This is a genomic window from Vibrio intestinalis (genome assembly GCF_025195085.2).
GTDB lineage: Bacteria > Pseudomonadota > Gammaproteobacteria > Enterobacterales > Vibrionaceae > Vibrio > Vibrio intestinalis.
On the sequence record NZ_JANAVY020000001.1, the window covers coordinates 839,156 to 853,395 of the forward strand.

Here is a 14,240-nt window from a genome sequence, read left to right on the forward strand (position 1 = left end):
CACCACGGGCTAAACGGTTTAGTTACCAGCTAAAGTCTTCTGCGTTTTTACCATCGATAAGATCGATATTGATTGGCGTTTCAGAAGGAATGTTAGCGCCCCAAAGCTTCGCTAGGCCTAGGCCGACACCGATACGCACCATATCGCGAGGGTGTTGAGCGGAAGTCGCGACCAATTTAGAGCCGTTTTTGATCGCTTCAATCGCTTCTGGGTGACCATCAACAGAGGTAAATTTCACGTCTCTGCCTGAAGCTTCTACTGCCGCCAAAGCGCCCATAGTGCCGTCATCGTTCACAGAGAAGATACCTTTTAGGTTAGGGTGTGCTTGCAGCATATTCTCTGTAACGGTAAGCGTCATCGAGCGCTGCTGCTTACCATTTTGCTTATCAACCACTTTGATGTCTGGGTAGTTTTTCATCGCTGCTTCAAAGCCGCGAACACGCTCTAAGATTGGCACAACAGGAATGCCATCAAGAATCGCAACTTCACCTTTCTTACCAATCGACTCAGCTAGATATTCACCAGCTTTGTAACCAGCATCGAAGTTTTTCGAGCCGACGAAACCATCCACACCACCTTCAGCTTGAGCATCGATAGCAATTGTAACGACACCCGCTTCTTGAGCTGACATCACCGCTGATTGAATGCCAACAGAGTCTGTTGGGTTGATTAATAGAATGTCTACGTTCTTTTGCAGCATATCTTCTACGTCATTGATCTGCTTTGAAATGTCATGACGAGCATCAGTAATGATGATTTTTGCGTCTAACTCTTTTCCTATCTCTTCCAATGATTCTTTCATCACAATGAAATATGAGTTATTCAAATCTTGGAAAGACATACCAATAGTTAATGGTTGGGAGTCATCTTTCGCGTGTACGGCAGTGGTTAGCAATGCCGCACCCGCAACGCAGCCTGCAAGCGCAATGTTGCGTAATGTACGGGTTATCAGAGACATATAATTTCCTTTTACTATTATTTTATTGTTTGCTTTTCACGTTATTGCGTTGCCTTGGTAAAGCTTTGAAACCTGCCTATTTGTATTTGAGTGTTTTCACCTCACCTGACGGCAAACGTTTGCAAACCAAATGACAACGTCGTCATTATTAGCTGCATTTCGGCTCAAATTATGAGATCAGAAACACATAAAGTTTTTAAACGATACAAATAAACGCCGAAGCGTGATTATTATCACGCAAATTTAACAAATTTATCCAAATAACATCATTGACAAAACAAAAGACTGATAAATAAAACAAATAATCCGATAGATATTCATTTTCCTTCAGCGTTTGTCGTCTAACACCCGGATAAGCAAGCGAAATATCGAATAAAAAGAGAGCCAAAAAGTTGTAATTTAAGCGATTTGGCTGTGAGTAGAATGATCTTTGTGAGCTAAATCTGCATTTTTCAATAAATGTAGACGTCTACATTCGTTTGTGATCAAGCCCAAACCAATTGCCGCTATTTTGCTGTAAAAAAAGTAACCGTAATTGTTATTCGATATCTAGCTTGCTTAGGAGTCATAAAATGGACCAATACAATCTGATCAAAACCTCTTTAGAAGGAAAAGTCGCAGCCATCACTGGCGCAGCATCAGGCATCGGCTTGGAATGCGCTCGAACCTATCACCGTGCTGGTGCGAAAGTCGTACTGATTGACAAAGATGCCGCCAAATTAGATCAAGTCATCACTGAAATGGGTGACAGCGCTTTTGCGCTGCAAATGAATTTGTTTGATAGCGCTGAAGTAGATCATCTTGCGGAAAAGATCATTCAAATGGCAGGCGGATTAGATATTTTCCATGCTAATGCAGGTGCTTACATCGGTGGACCAATTGCCGAAGGCAACCCTGATGATTGGGATAAAGTATTAAATTTAAACGTTAATATTGCATTCCGCTGCGCTAAAGCAGTGCTACCTCATTTCATTAATCAAAAATCCGGTGACCTGTTATTTACCAGTTCAATTGCGGGTGTTGTTCCTGTCATTTGGGAACCTATCTACACCGCGTCTAAGTTTGCCGTGCAAGCGTTTGTGCACACAACTCGCCGTCAAGTTGCTGAACACGGAGTACGTGTTAGCGCCATCTTACCTGGCCCAGTGGTTACCGCACTGCTTGATGATTGGCCGAAAGAAAAAATGGAAGATGCACTGGCCAATGGCAGCTTGATGCAGCCAATTGAAGTAGCTGAGTCCGCGCTATTTATGCTCACCCGCAATCCTGCGGTCACCATTCGCGATTTGGTAATTTTACCTAACAGTGTCGATCTCTAATTCACTCGCGGACAACCCTAAAATAGAAGAGGTTTACTATGAGTTACGTTATTGGTGTCGATATCGGCACACAAAGCACCAAAGGTTTGATCATGGATGCGCAAGGCCAAATTTTAGCCTCAGCATCCCAGAGCTATGGTGTGATAAACAAAAAACCACTTTGGGCAGAGCAACATGCCGAAGTATGGCTCAATGCCACCTTCGCGGTGATTGCTGATTTGGTCCAACAATCCAATATCGATAAAACAGAAATAAAGGCCCTCTGTGTCAGTTCACTCTACGGCGGAGCAGGCATTCCCGTCGATGAGAGTATCTCCCCTATTTACCCTTGTCTTATCTGGATGGACAGACGCGCAGATGAACAAGTCCAATGGGTAAAAGAAAACATTGATACCCAAAAACTCTTTAGCATTACGGGTAACTCTCTAGACAGCTACTATGGCTACACCAAGATCTTATGGCTTAAGCAAAACGAATCTGAGATTTGGCAAAATACCCGCTATTTCTTACCGCCTAACAGCTACATTAACTACATGCTCACAGGTGAAATAGCGGTAGACCATTCATCAGCAGGGAACATTGGCGGCGTGTATGATTTAGCCAATCGTAGTTGGTCACAAGAGGCCATGACAATGCTTGGTATTCCCCATCACTATATGCCAGAAAAGCTGGTTGGTTCAGGAGATATTGTTGGCGGGTTGCTTCCTGATGTGGCAGAAAAACTCGGTTTAGCGCCTTCTACGCCTGTCGTTGCCGGTGGGGTGGATGCCGCGGTAGCCACTTATGCGGCTGGTGTTTGTGAACCTGGCGATCATGTTGCGATGATCGGCACTTCAATGTGCTGGGGATTTGTTAACCACACCGCTAATGCTGAGCACGGCTTAATATCAATGCCTCACGTCAACAACCCTAAGGAAGACATCTATATTTTTGGCGGAGCGATAACCGCTGGTGCCTCTATCTCATGGTTTATTGATCAATTCTGCCAAGCAGAAAAAATCGCGGCAGAAGGGGCTGGTAGCAACGTCCATCAATTATTGGAAAAAGAAGCCAAACATCTGCCTCCCGGCGCAGACGGACTACTCTTTTTACCTTATTTGATGGGGGAACGCTCACCAGTTTGGGATTCAAAAGCTTCTGGGACAATGCTCGGCATGAGCTTATTCCACACCCGCCACCATCTATATCGCGCAGTCATTGAAGGCGTAACCTTTGCACTGCGTGATAACATTGAGTGCGGCAAAGTCAGTGCAGAGAAACTCAACGATAAATTGATTGTGGTTGGTGGCGCTGCATACTCAGACATGTGGATGCAGATCATTGCCGATATTACAGGTTACCCGGTATTAACCATCAAAGAAGAAGTAGAAGCACCACTGGGCGACTGTGCATTAGCCGCAGCAGCCGTTGGACTTATCGAAAATGGTGAGCAAATTAAACAGTGGTCAACCTTAGTTCCAAGAGCCACTCCTGATGCTCAAAGTCACGCTATCTACAACAAACTGTTCGAGCAATATCGAGCCCTATACCAGAGCTGTAAAACTAATATGCATGCTCTCAACGATATCGCCATGCATCTTAAAAACTAACGCATGACACCCTAGCTAACCCAACTACGACAGCGTCACTTTGCAACTCGGCGCTGTCGCCTTCACTTTAATTAGACTGTTAAAATTTTAGCGCGTATTATTTCAACAAGTTAAGCGTCGAGACTGACGTAGACGAGCTTGGTTTTTACCGTAACGATAGTAATCTGATAGTAGACACAAATGATCAAAAAAAACGCCACTATCAAGGATGTAGCAAAAAGAGCGAACGTAACCAATGTTACCGTATCTCGCGCTTTTACCACTCCTGAAAAGGTCAAAAAAGAAACCCGTGAGCTGATTCTGAAAATCGCCGAAGAGATGAATTACATTCCCAATGTCTACGCGCGCAATTTAAAGAACAAAACCAGCAACGTCGTGGGCTTTGTGACCGACAACGTATTTAACCCCGTCTATTCCGCCATTATTGACACCGCCTGCTCTGAGCTTGAAGCCCAGGGTTATTCAGTGATGATTTTCTCTACTCATGGTTCAGAACAAGTCGAAGAACAAGCGATCAATACGCTTATTAGCTATAAAGCCTCTGGTATTTTTCTATCAGTTATTGATGACTCCCCTCAAGCTTCACCAACCTATCTGAATAAAGTGCTTAACTCAGACACCAAATTAGTCTTGATGGATAGAGATATTCATCATCCCCCTTTACCGGGCGTGTTTATTGATAACGTTGATTCTGGGGAAAAAGTTGGCCAAATGGTGGCTGATTTAGAGTGTAAACGCGTGTTGGTGATTGGTGGCGCGGAATCTTCATTGATTACCCAACAAAGAATCGAAGGGATTCAATCTTCCGCTCCACAAGAGGCGAGCTTAAGTTACCTCTATGCGGACTATGTTTATGAAAAGGCTAAACCCACTATCATCAATTACCTTGCCGATCATGGCGACCAATATGATTGTATTGTTGGGCTAAATGGCATTATTACGCTCGCTTCAATTCGCGCAGCCAATAAGCTAAAGCTCGGTAATCTTAAATTTGTGTCGATTGATACCGTTCCAAACGCTGATGACTTTGGCGTCAAAATTCCTTGTGTAGCGCACGACAGTGAGCAATGGGGAACCCAGTTAGCCTCTTTGCTACTGGCGGAAATTAAAGGCGAACAAGCACCAAATCGAGTCTTCCTCAAGGGCGGACTCAATAACGCGCCAATCTACTAAACCGGTTGATATATTTGTAGCGCCGCACTGATTAAGTTCAGGTGAAGCGGCGCTAAATCTTGATGATTTTCTCGATACCCGCCACCGACAACACACGCCATCGGCCTCTGAGCGGCATGAGCCAACCGACACATGATTAAATCTCGCTGCAGTATCCCCTGCTCAGAAACATTGAAATAACCTAGCTCATCAAGGTGATGAATATCGACCCCTGCATCGTAAATGATCATATCTGGGCGATGCAGTTGAATTGCCGTTTGCACAACCGCTTCAAAATGCTCTAGATATTCTTGGTCTTCGGTTTCACGAGCAAAACCAATATCGATGTCGGAATCAGGCTTGCGGGCAGGAAAGTTCTTTTCACAATGAAATGATACCGTCACTATATCTAGCTCATTCGCACACAGGGTTGCCGTGCCGTCACCATGGTGCACATCCGCATCAATAATCAATACTTTATCTATACTGTCATGCTGCAACGCACGTTTCGCAGCAATCACCAAGTCATTGATCAAACAAAATCCAGAGCCAAAATCGGCGTGAGCATGATGATATCCACCACTCAAATGAATCGCAATGCCATGTGCAATCGCTAACTCAGCGGTCAGACATGTACCGCCCGCAGAAGTTAACGTACGTTTTATTAATTGCTCACTCCATGGAAACCCAATCCGACGCATCTTAGCGGCTGGCAATTGGCCCTCAAACAAGGCTTGCACATAATCAGCATCATGACACTGCGCCACTTCAGCCGTCTCTAAAGGCGTCGGTTCAAAGAAACACAACGAGGTTTGCCAATCTGAGTGTTGCTGCTGTTGATCTACGACTGCTTGATATATATGGCGATATTTATTGATCGGATAACGGTGCCCTTTTGGTAATGGCAAATCGGAGTAAATAGCATGGTAGACCAAAGGGATCATAAAGCGCTCAAATGTAATTTCGATGTAATTAGGGTATCAGCTTGAAAACACAGCGCAAAATCGATTTAATGCAAATAATTATCATTAACACAATTTGAGTATCATGCATTACCGACTTTCACTGCTACTGGGCGTCTTCGCCGGTACTTTAGGGGCTGCTACGTTCTTTGCCTTAGCAATGTTTTCTGCTTGGTGGATGGTTGATTTTCTCTTAAGCCACTAACACAATACTGCAAAACTGGAAGGATTTTGCATGAAAACTGTTTTTATTACTGGCGCAAACAGAGGGATCGGCTTAGGGCTGGTTAAACACTATTTGGCTCAAGGCTGGCAGGTACACGCGACCTACCGCGACGCAGCCCAAGCAGAACAACTGCTCAGCTTAGCCACCGAGAAAAACCTCACTTGTCATCAACTTGATGTCACCGATTACTCCGCAATTTCTCAATTGGCCACTCAACTTCCAGCCATCGATCTACTGATTAACAATGCCGGATACTACGGGCCAAAAGGTTATGGCTTTGGTCACACTGACGTAGACCAGTGGCGTAAAGTATTTGAAATCAACACCATCGCACCGTTGAAGCTAGTCGAAGCGCTCTACCCTAATTTAAGCCAAGGTAAACTCAAACATATCGCCTGCTTGTCTTCTAAGGTAGGCAGCATGACAGAAAATACGTCAGGTGGTGGGTATATTTACCGCTCTTCTAAAGCGGCGCTTAATTCGGTGGTAAAAAGCTTAAGTAACGATCTCTCAGAGCAAGGGTTTGTCTGTGTTGCGCTGCATCCAGGTTGGGTTCAAACAGAAATGGGCGGGCCGAATGCACTAATTTCGGTTGAGCAAAGTGTCGAAGGTCTATCTTCTGTCATTTCCACATTGAAACAACAAGATAGTGGCAAATTTCTAAACTACGATGGGCAAGCGCTGCCTTGGTGATCCATATTTGCCCATTTTACCCTCATTACATTCATCATCCCCATTTCGGCTCATACTAGGGAAATACTCATGAACGACATTGTCATTAAAATCCTCAAAGAAACAATGCCTCAAGAGGCCATTCTGTATGACCCACAAATCCATCAAGGTTGGAACATTGCTGTACTGACCAACGAAAACGACGAGTTAGTTACACTTGAAGGGACTTATGCAGTCATCACCATGGAAGATGGGACAACCTACTACTCACCTTCCATCAACGAAAACCACTTCCCTATTCCTGGTGAGGGAGTGGAGCAACTGGAAGTAAAACACATTCCAGCAGACCTATTGGATAAGGCTAAGGCGAAACAATCCCGTAAGATGAATATCATTAAAGGGGGGTTAATCACTATGCTCATCGTCGGCTTAATCGCGCCCTCTGTCATAAAATCCCATCGAGAAAAGCAGTGGCAAGAACACAAATTGATGGTCACTAACGCCATGATTGAAGAGCAAAACCAAAAGCGAGAGGCAGAGTTACAAAGACAAAAAGATGCTCATGAACTCATACAACGCCAAAACGAACTTCAACAAAGCGTCCAAGATGTTTTTGTTTTGACCAACGCAAAAGAACCATTCAACGGTCAGTTAACACCTAATCATCCTGGAATTGGTTTAGGGATGGCGGAATTAGCCGCAGATTCAATCTATCAAGGAAATCCCGCTCGTGATTTTTTAGACAATGAGTCGAAATATGGCTACAACGTGTCATTACACTTTAAAGGGGATCTGACCGCATTTTCACACAGCGATTACTACCCAAACCAACAAGCAGAACAAGCTTCTGACGCAAACTCACCACTAATTTCAATAACCGTAGTCACCAAGCTCACTGACGAAGAAATAGAAAAGTATGTTGAGAAAAGCATCGACGTCAAAACACGAGAAGAGCTCGAGCATTGGGTTCCTTCCTATCGTGACAACTATTATCGCCGCAACTTTAGCCTGACGGAAAAAGAACTTAAAACCGGTAAACTGGAGTTCAAAAACATCAATATTGGTGGGATGACGTTTAAGGAAAAAAACCAGATCTATTTTATTTCCGCAAACAACGCTAGTTTAAGCATCGATGAGCAAAAACAGTTATTAAGTCAACTATCAGGCCAATTTGGCATCAAAAAGAACGCACTCAACAATTGTTGTCGCTGGCAACAAATCAGTTTTCAGTAAGTGGACAAGCACTGCTAGGAAAGCCAAATATTCGCATGAATGTAAGGGCGACACATCCCTCTATTCAGACTTTGGTTTTCCTGCTGTTTTCTTGTAAGTGCGCTTTTTACGCTTAAAGGCCGGACGCTCAACTTTAGGCAAGTGTCGCAGCGACTCTGGCACTGGCCCTTGCTTTACTTGCGCCATGAGCGCGTCAATGCGCTGCTCTAAAGATGCCATAAATGGCTGGTAGGCTTGATTACGCTCCGCCATACCTTGCAACTGGTGCTCCCAGTGGGCTGTCATATCTGGGTAGGTGGAATCTTGTGGTAGAGCGTGGATTAGCCCACGCCCCGCCGGTGAGCTTAATATGCTCTTTCCTTGACGAGTGAGTAACTGACGCTTAAACAAAGTATCTAAAATACCCGCACGCGTCGCTTCAGTGCCGAGGCCATCAGTATCTCGTAGGATCTTTTTCAGCTCTTTGTCTGCTACAAAACGGGCAATTCCCGTCATGGCTTGCAGCAAGGTAGCCTCGGTGAAATGTTTTGGTGGTTCGGTTTTGCGCTGATTGATCTCGCCTTCCCGACAAGTCAGTGTTGTTCCTTCATTAAGTGGTGGTACCGCATCAACGCCAGAGTCTTCCTCATCGGTTTTACCCATCAGAGACTTCCAACCAGCACTAACCAACTGACGCCCCTTAGCAACAAACTTACCTCCGGCAATATCAAACACTAATTTCGCTTCGGCATAAATCGCAGGCGGATAAAACTGCATCAGATATTGGCGCGCGATCTGCTGGTAAATTTTCATTTCATTACCTGATAACGCATTCACAGACGCATTTTTAGGGGTAGGAATGATCGCATGGTGCGCATCAACTTTACTGTCATTCCACGCTTTAGATTTCAGCGACAAATCTGCGCCTTGTACGGCTGAAGTTAACTCTTTGGCATTGTTACTTATCGCCTGAGTCACGGAAGGCGCTTGGGCAAAATGCTCTTTCGGCAAATATCGACTGTCTGAACGCGGGTAAGTAATCAGCTTATGCTTTTCATACAGTGACTGACACGTATCCAACACTTGCTGAGCACTCATACCAAATCGCTTAGCGGCATCAATTTGCAAAGAGGATAAAGAATAAGGTAATGGTGCGGATTGTTTGGTTTGCTTTTGTTCTGACTCAATCACTTTAGCCGGTTGATTAGCGATGCGGCTGGCAACGTTTTCCACCAGTTTACGGCTTAATACACGACCTTCTTCATCTTGATAAGGTTTACAAGCGTCACTCGGTAGCCATTTAGCACGAATATCAAACGCTGCAGTGTCGGATTGATACGGGATCAATGCATGCAACGTGAAGTAATCTTTAGGCACGAAATTTTCAATCTCTTCATCACGCCTTACCACTAAACCAAGTACAGGAGTTTGCACTCGGCCAACCGAAAGCACTCCTTGATAACCCGCCTTTTGACCAAGCAAGGTATACGCGCGAGACATATTCATGCCATACAGCCAATCCGCCCTCGAACGCGCCAACGCAGAGACCGACAGTGGAATAAACTCACGATTACTGCGCATGGAATTCAATGCACGCTTTACTGCCGGTAAGTTTAGGTCGCTGATAAGTAAGCGCTGCATTGCCTCTTTTTTAGTTTTGCTTACTTTGCAGTGATCAATCACCTCATCTACAAGCAGTTGCCCTTCTCTATCCGGGTCACCCGCATGGACAATTTGATCGGCTTGCTTTAATAGCTTTCGGACTACTGTCAGCTGCTTGCTGGCGGATTTCCTCGCCCGTAATTGCCATTGCTGAGGCACGATAGGCAAATCTGCCATGTTCCATTTTTTATATCGCTCGTCATAAACATCAGGCTCTACTTGCTCAAGCAAGTGGCCAATACACCAAGTAACAACATCACCATTACCACACTGAATAAAACCTTGATCTTTCTTTTGTGGGCCCGGTAACGCCGCCGCGATTGCGCGGCCAAGGCTGGGTTTTTCTGCGATGAATAAACGAGTCATAGATAATCGAGGCAATAAAAAAGACCACGCTATTATCTAGCGTGGTCTTTAGAATTCAAGAAAAACTGTAAATTTAAACAGTATCTGTAATCTTCTACTCAAAATACTTATGTAGAACACAAGTATTGTGGCGATAGATTACTCAGCGTCGCCTTGTGCACGTGCTGCCGCTTCTTTCACTAATGGCTGAAGCTCACCTTTTTGGAACATTTCCATGATGATGTCACAACCACCAATCAGCTCACCTTCAATCCAAAGCTGAGGGAATGTTGGCCACTGTGCGTAAGCAGGAAGCTCTGCACGAATGTCAGGGTTTTGCAGAATATCCACGTATGCGAATTTTTCGCCACAAGCCATAATTGCTTGAGCAGCTTGAGAAGAGAAACCGCAGCTAGGTAGTTTTGGTGAACCCTTCATGTAAAGAAGAATTGAGTTCTCTGCGATTTGCTGTTTGATTTTTTCAATAGTTTCCATTGCTTCCTCTTGATGGAGTTGCTGCAAGATATCCGCACATTCTAAACCATTAACCGAGAATAAAAAGCACAGATTCTATGGGGAATTAGACCTTTTCACTCCAAGCTATATCAGAATGGCATCAACTCGCCTAGTCTTAACCTAGGCTGGGCGGTAAAACCTTGTTATCAATAAGTACATTTTTATTAACGTATGCAATTTTTTGGCATGAGTTATTTCATCTATGTGCTTTAAATCACGTAAAAACTTGCTAAACTAGGCGCCAAGTCAGTCAAAATGACATTGATTAGGTTTTAACCTATTCACAAAAAATAATAAACATTTGGAAGCAATCGAAAGAGGTGACTCTTTCAACATACAATGGAGAACCGAGCAATGGCATTCGAATTACCAGCTCTTCCTTACGCGAAAGACGCACTAGAACCACATATCTCAGCAGAAACTTTAGATTTCCACCACGGCAAGCACCACAACACTTACGTTGTTAAGCTTAACGGCCTAATCCCAGGTACTGAATTTGAAGGTAAAACACTAGAAGAAATCATCAAGACTTCTACTGGTGGCGTTTTTAACAATGCAGCGCAAATCTGGAACCACACTTTCTACTGGCACTGTCTAGCGCCAAACGCAGGCGGTGAACCAACAGGTGCAGTTGCTGATGCAATCAACGCTTCTTTCGGTTCTTTCGATGAGTTCAAAGCAAAGTTCACTGACTCAGCAATCAACAACTTCGGCTCTTCTTGGACTTGGCTAGTTAAGAACGCAGACGGCTCACTAGAGATCGTTAACACTTCTAACGCTGCAACTCCTCTAACAGAAGAAGGTGTAACTCCACTTCTTACTGTTGACCTATGGGAACACGCATACTACATCGATTTCCGTAACGTTCGCCCTGACTACATGGCTGCTTTCTGGGCGCTTGTAAACTGGGAATTCGTTGCTGAAAACCTAGCGAAATAATCGCCGATATCAGTTCCCCCTGATACGATTTGAATAAAAAGCCCGCAACTGCGGGCTTTTTTAATGCTTGCGATAAGTTTTCTTAAAGTTTCCTTGAGCTTAGCCGTTAATAAGGAAGCAAGTGAGGAGCGATATGCAAGTCGAAACAATTAACAACATCAACACAATAAACGAACTTCAGTTCGGCAATGGTATTAACCATGCTGTTCACGAAGGGCGTCGTGCTGACTTTGCGTTAATCCTTTCGATGTTTTCTGATGACGTTCGTGATAACACGCCTGTTGAACAAATAGACACAGTAGAAATTACTGACCAAACGTTAAGGCAACGTTTCGAGCTGCAACCACCTCAAGCATTAAGATCCGATCAAAGCTCTTACGATATTTCTGCCCGTCAGGCTGAGATGTTCCATGCAGCCGGACTTTCTAGCGCCAAACTGAGCCACTACCTCAACCCCGAGGTACTCACTTACCTACCTGAACAAACTCACGATTTACCAGAAGAGGTTTATCATAACCTTTCACTTCATCAACAACGCCAGCTAGGTAGTAAAGAACCTAAGAAGCTGATGCCATTTGATCTTTATAATCAATTAATTGAAGCTCAAAGAACCTTCCAAATTCAAGCTCAAGCCTAACTTCCTGCGCATTTGTAACACACCATTTCACACCTACACATAATGTGAATGAACGCATAAAACGAAAAGTTCGTACTACATATACACAGCTTATTTGAAGTTATTCACACACAAGACACAACTAATCTACCATGCTTAGTGAGCGTCTTTTAACAATCGCCAATGCGAGGAGGTTAAGTTCATGAATATCGAAAGTGCCGTCGTTCTTGTTACGTCAGCAGGTTCCCAAACCGGTAGCACCCTCGCAACGCATTTTGCTTCTCTCGGCGCATCTGTCGTGTTGTGCGACACCGACAAACGACTACTAAGCGAAACCTATCAGCGCTGTCACAGCCAATCCGATAGCGTCTATCAATTCGCACTGCCTGATCACTCACTCGATTCTATCAATCAGCTGTTTCACTTTATTGAAAACGTACTTGATTGCTCACCAGATGTGCTGATCAACACCTTTACTGCTCAAGCCATGCCTAACATTTTTGATTCCAGTGCCACGGATGTGTTTTCCCAACACCTCACCTGTATGGCAAATACCCTTTTTGGCTTTGGTCAAGCAACAGCAGAGCGGATGCGTAAAGAGAAGAAAAATGGCGTGATCGTCAATGTGATTGGGCATAACACCCAACTTCACCAAGGTGGGTTCGATAATGCCTCTTCGATGGTTGCAGGCTTTACCCAAAGTTGGGCAAAAGAATTAACACCCTTTAATATTCGCGTGGGTGGCGTTGTGCCTTGCCATGAACAAAATGGCCTTCATTGGGCGGAGATTCAGGACGAAGTGATCCGTAATACCGAATATATTGTATCGAATGATTACTTTAGCGGCCGAGTGGTGGCCGCTTAAGTTGTCATACAGTGTATGTATTAAAGCTGCTTGAGTACTTGCTCGGCAGACTCTTCCAGTAAATCCAGTACCAGTTCAAAACCCTGATCGCCACCGTAGTATGGATCGGGAATCTCTTCGTAATCAGACTCACCAAAGCTTAGGTATAACTTCAATTTATGCTGATGCTCTTGGGGGCATCTCGCTTTAAGATCGGCTAAGTTGGCGTTGTCTGCGGCTAAAATTAGGTCAAAGTAAGAAAAGTCATTATCTTCTACTTTGCGTGAGCGAATGCCTTTAAATGAATAACCTCTGCGCTCCCCCGCCGCTTTTGAGCGGCTATCTGGCGGATTACCTTGGTGATAACCAATCGTGCCAGCTGAGTCCACTTCCACGTCGATTCCCATTTGCTCAGCCTTAGCTCGCAAGACGGCTTCTCCTGTTGGAGAGCGGCAAATGTTACCCATGCAAACAACCAAAACTTTTTTCATGCTAATCCCTCACTTAATGATGGTTTTTCTATCGCCATGCTTGCTCTATCATAACGATAATTCAATAAAAAAAGGAATGGCTATGTCTTCCCAAGACAACAATCAACAACGCCACAAGGCGCGCCAACAAAAAGTGAAGGAAAAAGTAGACGCGAAGATCGCCGCAGCCAAAGAAGAAAAAGGCTTACTATTGATCATCACGGGTAATGGTAAAGGCAAATCCACATCTGGATTTGGCACTGTCGCTCGTGCCGTTGGACATGGTTTGAAATGTTCTGTAGCTCAATTTATCAAAGGCACGTGGGATAACGGTGAGCGTAATCTACTCGAAAAGCTTGGGGTTGAGTTCCAAGTTATGGCAACAGGCTTTACTTGGGAGACGCAAAACAAACAAGCAGACACCGACGCAGCGCAGCAAGTATGGCAAGAGTGTAAACGCATGCTGCAAGATGACTCGATTGATGTGATCTTGTTTGACGAACTCACTTACATGGTCAGCTATGGCTACATAGAGCTTGATGAAGTGGTGGAAGCGCTTAATAACCGCCCTCACATGCAGTCCGTTGTGATCACCGGCCGAGCAGCGCACCGCACACTGATTGAAATGGCCGATACCGTTTCAGAGGTAAAAAATATCAAACATGCTTTTGAGTCTGGCGTGAAAGCGTTAAAAGGAGTGGATTGGTAAGTTATATACATCAGTCAGTTACATTACGCTTGGAAGCTACCTCTAACTT

The 14,240-nt window shown here is 44.5% G+C and carries 14 protein-coding genes; 9 read left to right on the forward strand and 5 right to left on the reverse strand.

The window, feature by feature from the left end:
* Positions 1 to 22: 22 nt before the first annotated feature.
* Entirely contained in the window at positions 23 to 958 is a 936-nt protein-coding gene (locus MU515_RS03675) for an ABC transporter substrate-binding protein (protein ID WP_260258996.1), read from the reverse strand.
* 572 nt (positions 959 to 1,530) lie between these two features.
* Between MU515_RS03675 and MU515_RS03680 the strand changes: the two genes are divergently transcribed.
* The 3 genes from MU515_RS03680 to MU515_RS03690 all read left to right on the forward strand — a co-directional run bounded on the left by MU515_RS03680 (position 1,531) and on the right by MU515_RS03690 (position 5,039).
* Positions 1,531 to 2,277, forward strand: a complete 747-nt coding sequence (locus MU515_RS03680; protein WP_285892344.1) for an SDR family oxidoreductase — start codon at positions 1,531 to 1,533, stop codon at positions 2,275 to 2,277.
* Between the two features lie 38 nt (positions 2,278 to 2,315).
* Positions 2,316 to 3,866 carry an FGGY-family carbohydrate kinase gene (locus tag MU515_RS03685; protein ID WP_260258997.1) on the forward strand — a complete coding sequence of 517 codons (1,551 nt, stop codon included), beginning with the start codon at positions 2,316 to 2,318 and terminating at the stop codon, positions 3,864 to 3,866.
* A 180-nt stretch (positions 3,867 to 4,046) separates the two neighbouring features.
* Positions 4,047 to 5,039, forward strand: coding sequence for a LacI family DNA-binding transcriptional regulator (locus tag MU515_RS03690; protein WP_260258998.1), 993 nt, complete (start codon positions 4,047 to 4,049; stop codon positions 5,037 to 5,039).
* Here the strand turns inward: MU515_RS03690 and MU515_RS03695 are convergent.
* On the reverse strand, positions 5,036 to 5,962 hold the full coding sequence (locus MU515_RS03695) for a histone deacetylase family protein (RefSeq protein WP_260258999.1): 927 nt from the start codon (positions 5,960 to 5,962) through the stop codon (positions 5,036 to 5,038). The genes MU515_RS03690 and MU515_RS03695 overlap by 4 nt on opposite strands.
* Before the next feature lie 253 nt (positions 5,963 to 6,215).
* Between MU515_RS03695 and MU515_RS03700 the strand changes: the two genes are divergently transcribed.
* Together MU515_RS03700 and MU515_RS03705 are read left to right on the forward strand one after the other, a co-directional pair.
* Positions 6,216 to 6,899, forward strand: a complete 684-nt coding sequence (locus MU515_RS03700) for an SDR family oxidoreductase (RefSeq protein ID WP_260259000.1) — start codon at positions 6,216 to 6,218, stop codon at positions 6,897 to 6,899.
* Positions 6,900 to 6,968: 69 nt separating this feature from the next.
* Entirely contained in the window at positions 6,969 to 8,111 is a 1,143-nt protein-coding gene (locus MU515_RS03705) for a hypothetical protein (protein ID WP_260259001.1), read from the forward strand.
* Positions 8,112 to 8,171: 60 nt separating this feature from the next.
* Here the strand turns inward: MU515_RS03705 and MU515_RS03710 are convergent, their stop codons facing one another.
* Both MU515_RS03710 and MU515_RS03715 read right to left on the reverse strand, forming a co-directional pair.
* Positions 8,172 to 10,118, reverse strand: a complete 1,947-nt coding sequence (locus MU515_RS03710) for a DNA topoisomerase III (RefSeq protein ID WP_260259002.1) — start codon at positions 10,116 to 10,118, stop codon at positions 8,172 to 8,174.
* A 138-nt stretch (positions 10,119 to 10,256) separates the two neighbouring features.
* Entirely contained in the window at positions 10,257 to 10,592 is a 336-nt protein-coding gene (locus MU515_RS03715) for a Grx4 family monothiol glutaredoxin (protein WP_260259003.1), read from the reverse strand.
* Positions 10,593 to 10,967: 375 nt separating this feature from the next.
* Between MU515_RS03715 and sodB the strand changes: the two genes are divergently transcribed.
* The 3 genes from sodB (at position 10,968) to MU515_RS03730 (ending at position 13,033) form a co-directional block, all read left to right on the forward strand.
* Positions 10,968 to 11,552, forward strand: a complete 585-nt coding sequence (gene sodB, locus MU515_RS03720) for a superoxide dismutase [Fe] (RefSeq protein ID WP_260259004.1) — start codon at positions 10,968 to 10,970, stop codon at positions 11,550 to 11,552.
* 133 nt (positions 11,553 to 11,685) lie between these two features.
* Entirely contained in the window at positions 11,686 to 12,189 is a 504-nt protein-coding gene (locus tag MU515_RS03725; RefSeq protein WP_260259005.1) for a VC2046/SO_2500 family protein, read from the forward strand.
* 181 nt (positions 12,190 to 12,370) lie between these two features.
* Positions 12,371 to 13,033 carry an SDR family oxidoreductase gene (locus tag MU515_RS03730; protein WP_260259006.1) on the forward strand — a complete coding sequence of 221 codons (663 nt, stop codon included), beginning with the start codon at positions 12,371 to 12,373 and terminating at the stop codon, positions 13,031 to 13,033.
* Positions 13,034 to 13,053: 20 nt separating this feature from the next.
* Here the strand turns inward: MU515_RS03730 and MU515_RS03735 are convergent, their stop codons facing one another.
* On the reverse strand, positions 13,054 to 13,503 hold the full coding sequence (locus MU515_RS03735; protein WP_260259007.1) for a low molecular weight protein-tyrosine-phosphatase: 450 nt from the start codon (positions 13,501 to 13,503) through the stop codon (positions 13,054 to 13,056).
* Between the two features lie 76 nt (positions 13,504 to 13,579).
* Between MU515_RS03735 and cobO the strand changes: the two genes are divergently transcribed.
* Positions 13,580 to 14,191, forward strand: a complete 612-nt coding sequence (gene cobO, locus MU515_RS03740) for a cob(I)yrinic acid a,c-diamide adenosyltransferase (protein ID WP_432816127.1) — start codon at positions 13,580 to 13,582, stop codon at positions 14,189 to 14,191.
* Positions 14,192 to 14,240: the final 49 nt, after the last annotated feature.

Bases quoted from the DNA above. Each gene is read 5' to 3' on its own strand.
- MU515_RS03675 (WP_260258996.1), bottom strand. From the start codon at position 958: ATGTCTCTGATAACCCGTACATTACGCAACATTGCGCTTGCAGGCTGC.
- cobO (WP_432816127.1), top strand. From the start codon at position 13,580: ATGGCTATGTCTTCCCAAGACAACAATCAACAACGCCACAAGGCGCGC.
- MU515_RS03725 (WP_260259005.1), top strand. From the start codon at position 11,686: ATGCAAGTCGAAACAATTAACAACATCAACACAATAAACGAACTTCAG.
- MU515_RS03705 (WP_260259001.1), top strand. From the start codon at position 6,969: ATGAACGACATTGTCATTAAAATCCTCAAAGAAACAATGCCTCAAGAG.
- MU515_RS03690 (WP_260258998.1), top strand. From the start codon at position 4,047: ATGATCAAAAAAAACGCCACTATCAAGGATGTAGCAAAAAGAGCGAAC.
- MU515_RS03700 (WP_260259000.1), top strand. From the start codon at position 6,216: ATGAAAACTGTTTTTATTACTGGCGCAAACAGAGGGATCGGCTTAGGG.
- sodB (WP_260259004.1), top strand. From the start codon at position 10,968: ATGGCATTCGAATTACCAGCTCTTCCTTACGCGAAAGACGCACTAGAA.
- MU515_RS03710 (WP_260259002.1), bottom strand. From the start codon at position 10,118: ATGACTCGTTTATTCATCGCAGAAAAACCCAGCCTTGGCCGCGCAATC.
- MU515_RS03735 (WP_260259007.1), bottom strand. From the start codon at position 13,503: ATGAAAAAAGTTTTGGTTGTTTGCATGGGTAACATTTGCCGCTCTCCA.
- MU515_RS03715 (WP_260259003.1), bottom strand. From the start codon at position 10,592: ATGGAAACTATTGAAAAAATCAAACAGCAAATCGCAGAGAACTCAATT.
- MU515_RS03730 (WP_260259006.1), top strand. From the start codon at position 12,371: ATGAATATCGAAAGTGCCGTCGTTCTTGTTACGTCAGCAGGTTCCCAA.
- MU515_RS03680 (WP_285892344.1), top strand. From the start codon at position 1,531: ATGGACCAATACAATCTGATCAAAACCTCTTTAGAAGGAAAAGTCGCA.
- MU515_RS03695 (WP_260258999.1), bottom strand. From the start codon at position 5,962: ATGATCCCTTTGGTCTACCATGCTATTTACTCCGATTTGCCATTACCA.
- MU515_RS03685 (WP_260258997.1), top strand. From the start codon at position 2,316: ATGAGTTACGTTATTGGTGTCGATATCGGCACACAAAGCACCAAAGGT.